The organism is Streptomyces sp. NPDC054847 (genome assembly GCF_053610925.1).
In genome coordinates this window covers 1-3,824 of sequence record NZ_JBSGZJ010000581.1, presented here as the reverse complement: position 1 = coordinate 3,824, position 3,824 = coordinate 1, and the positions used below count along the sequence as shown (strand labels likewise).

Sequence of the window (3,824 nt, the reverse complement as noted above, 5' to 3'; positions counted from 1 at the left end):
CCCCGGGGGCGTCCCCGGGGCCTCGGCCGTATCGCGTTCCCGCGGCTCAGCTCGCCGGCAGGTTGGCGAGCTGGGTGTTGATCCGCGCGATGTCCTCCTCGGCCTTGGCGAGCCGGGTGCGGATCTTGTCGACCACGTTGTCCGGTGCCTTGGCGAGGAACGCCTCGTTGCCGAGCTTGGCGGTCGCCTGGGCGACCTCCTTCTCCGCCGCGCCCAGGTCCTTCGTCAGCCGCTTGCGCTCCGCCTCGACGTCGATCGTGCCCGACAGGTCGAGCGCGACGGTGGCACCGGCGACGGGCAGCGACGCGGTGGCGTGGAAGCCCTCGCCCTCCGGCTGGAGGCGCAGCAGCTGACGGATCGCGGCCTCGTGCGGGGCGAGCGCCGTGCCGTCGAGGGTGAGCCTGGCGGGGACCTTCTGGCCGGGCTGCAGTCCCTGGTCGCTGCGGAACCGGCGGACCTCGGTGACGACCCGCTGGACGAGCTCGATCTCCCGCTCGGCGGCCTCGTCGCGGAAGGCGCTGTCGGCCGGCCAGTCGGCGATGACGAGCGACTCCTTACCGGTCAGCGCGGTCCACAGCGTCTCCGTGACGAACGGGACCACCGGGTGGAGCAGCCGCAGCATGACGTCGAGGACCTCGCCCAGGACCCGGGCCGAGACCTTGGCCGGCTCGCCGCCCGCGAAGAACGTCGTCTTGGACAGCTCGACGTACCAGTCGAAGACCTCGTCCCAGGCGAAGTGGAAGAGAGTCTCCGACAGCTTCGCGAACTGGTAGTCCTCGTAGTACGCGTCCACCTCGGCGACGGTCTTGTTCAGCCGCGACAGGATCCACCGGTCCGTGGAGGACATCTCCTCGGGCGCCGGCAGCGGGCCCTCGACGGTGGCGCCGTTCATCAGCGCGAAGCGGGTGGCGTTCCAGATCTTGTTGGCGAAGTTCCGGGAGCCCTGGACCCAGTCCTCGCCGATCGGGACGTCGACACCCGGGTTGGCGCCCCGGGCGAGCGTGAAGCGCAGCGCGTCGGAGCCGTACTTGTCCATCCAGTCCAGCGGGTTGACCGCGTTGCCGAAGGACTTCGACATCTTCTTGCCGAACTGGTCCCGGACCATGCCGTGCAGGGCGATGGTGTGGAACGGCGGCGTGCCGTCCATCGCGTAGAGGCCGAACATCATCATCCGGGCGACCCAGAAGAAGAGGATGTCGTAGCCCGTGACCAGGACGGAGTTCGGATAGAACTTCGCGAGGCTCTCGGTCTGCTCCGGCCACCCCAGCGTGGAGAAGGGCCACAGACCCGAAGAGAACCAGGTGTCGAGGACGTCGGTCTCCTGGGTCCAGCCGTCGCCGCTCGGCGGTTGCTCGTCGGGGCCGACGCAGACGATCTCGCCGTTCGGGCCGTACCAGACGGGGATGCGGTGGCCCCACCACAACTGGCGCGAGATGCACCAGTCGTGGAGGTTGTCGACCCAGTCGAAGTAGCGCTTCTCCATCTCCTGCGGGTGGATCTTGACCCGGCCGTCGCGGACGGCGTCCCCGGCCGCCTTGGCCAGCGGGCCGACCTTGACCCACCACTGCATGGACAGCCGCGGCTCGATGGTCGTCTTGCAGCGCGAGCAGTGGCCGACGGAGTGGACGTACGGGCGCTTCTCGGCGACGATCCGGCCCTCGGCGCGCAGGGCGCCGACGATCGCCGACCGTGCCTCGAGGCGGTCGAGACCCTCGAACGGTCCGTGAGCGGTGATGACGGCGCGCTCGTCCATGACCGCGAGGGAGGGCAGGTTGTGCCGCTGCCCGATCTCGAAGTCGTTCGGGTCATGGGCGGGCGTCACCTTGACGGCGCCGGTGCCGAACTCGGGGTCGACGTGCGTGTCCGCGACGACCGGGATCGAACGGTCCGTCAGTGGCAGCTTGATCTGCTTGCCGATGAGGTGCTTGTAGCGCTCGTCGTCGGGGTGGACGGCGACGGCCGTGTCACCGAGCATCGTCTCCGCGCGCGTCGTCGCGACGACGATGGTGTCGTCGCCGTCGCCGTACTTCATGGAGACGAGCTCGCCGTCGTCGTCCTGGTACTCGACCTCGATGTCGGAGATGGCGGTCAGACAGCGCGGGCACCAGTTGATGATGCGCTCGGCGCGGTAGATCAGCTCGTCGTCGTAGAGCCTCTTGAAGATGGTCTGGACGGCCTGGGACAGGCCCTCGTCCATCGTGAACCGCTCGCGGGACCAGGCGACACCGTCGCCGAGGCGGCGCATCTGGCCGGAGATCTGCCCGCCGGACTCGCCCTTCCACTGCCAGACCCGCTCGATGAACGCCTCACGGCCGAGGTCGTGACGGGACTTGCCCTCCTTGGCGAGCTCACGCTCGACGACGTTCTGCGTGGCGATGCCGGCGTGGTCCATGCCGGGCTGCCACAGCGTCTCGTAACCCTGCATCCGCTTGCGGCGGGTGAGCGCGTCGATCAGCGTGTGCTCGAAGGCGTGGCCCAGGTGGAGGCTTCCGGTGACGTTGGGCGGCGGGATGACGACCGTGAACGGCGGCTTGTCGCTCTGCGCGTCCGCCTCGAAGTACCCGCGTTCTACCCAGCGCTCGTACAACGCCCCCTCGACCTCGGCCGGCGCGTACTGGGTCGGCAGTTCGGGAGTGGGCGCTGTCTGCTGCTGAGTCTTCTCGGTCACGGGGCCAGTTTAGAGGTGTCATGGAGCCGTTCCGAAACTCGATTCTTCGGTAACGGTGTGCCCCCCGGGGCCCCATCGGGCCGGGGCTTGGGCCAGGATGTTCGGGACACACAGACATCACGAGGGGAAAACCCGTAATGAGCTACAACCAGCCGGGCCCGTACGGCGGGCAGCAGCCGCAGCAGCCCGGACCGTACGGCCAGCCGGGGCCTTACGGCCAGCCGCAGGGCCAGCCCGGCCCTTACGGCCAGCAGCCGCAGGCCCCGCAGCCCGGTTACGGGTACCCGCAGCAGGCCCCGCAGGGTGTGCCGCCGCAGCAGCCTTATGGATACCCGCAGCAGCCCGGACAGCCCGGTCAGCCCGGCCCTTACGGCCAGCAGCCCCAGTACGGCGCGCAGCAGCCGGGCGGCTATCCGCCCCCGCCGCCGGCCCAGGGCGGTGGCGGCAAGAAGACCGGTCTCATCATCGGCGCGGCGGTGCTGGTGGCCGCGCTGGGCGTGGGCGGCTACTTCGTCTTCGGCGGCGGCGGTGGCGGCCTCGAGGACGACGGCCCGCACAAGCTGACGGCGCCGAAGACCATCATCGGCGGCAAGTACATGCGCGCCGACAAGAAGGATCCGGAGCCGAAGCCGGCCGACGAGGACTCCTCGAAGATGCTCGCCGCGAGCGGGGTGACCGATGCCATGTCCATCGGTTCCACCTACTCGACGATCGATCTGACGAAGCTCGACCCGAGCGACCCCACGGCGCTCGAGAAGGTCTCCAAGGCGCAGAACCTGGTCTTCATCGGCTTCTACGGCAAGATCGAGGACCCGGCGAAGGTCCTCGACGCGGCCTTCGCCGAGTTCAGCAAGAACACGAAGGACACGGAGACCAAGATGATCGGGGACCCGCAGGAGGTGAACCCCGACGGCCTGGACGGCGCTTTGATGAAGTGCCAGGAGGCCGAGAGCAAGAACCAGAAGACGGGCATGACCCAGAAGACCTACATGTGCCTGTGGTCCGACTACAGCACCCTCGGCGTCGTCGAGCCGGTCCAGGGCGCGAAGGGCACCACGCTCGACGAGGCGGCGAAGCTCGCTTCCGACGTGCGCAACGAGGTGCGTGTCGCGAAGTAGCGGCACCGCGTAAGCGAAAGGGGCGCCCGGTCAACGAC

2 protein-coding genes are annotated in these 3,824 nt (G+C 69.0%); one reads left to right on the top strand and one right to left on the bottom strand.

All coding sequences use genetic code 11. From position 1 onward, the window contains the following. Nucleotides 1-46: 46 nt before the first annotated feature. The gene (locus ACWGH4_RS32670) at nucleotides 47-2,668 is read right to left on the bottom strand and encodes a valine--tRNA ligase (protein WP_441263003.1); all 2,622 of its coding nucleotides are present in this window, start codon (nucleotides 2,666-2,668) and stop codon (nucleotides 47-49) included. A 137-nt stretch (nucleotides 2,669-2,805) separates the two neighbouring features. Between ACWGH4_RS32670 and ACWGH4_RS32665 the strand changes: the two genes are divergently transcribed. After that, entirely contained in the window at nucleotides 2,806-3,786 is a 981-nt protein-coding gene (locus ACWGH4_RS32665; protein ID WP_441263004.1) for a hypothetical protein, read from the top strand. Nucleotides 3,787-3,824 lie beyond the last annotated feature (38 nt).

Bases quoted from the DNA above. Each gene is read 5' to 3' on its own strand.
- ACWGH4_RS32665 (WP_441263004.1), top strand. From the start codon at position 2,806: ATGAGCTACAACCAGCCGGGCCCGTACGGCGGGCAGCAGCCGCAGCAG.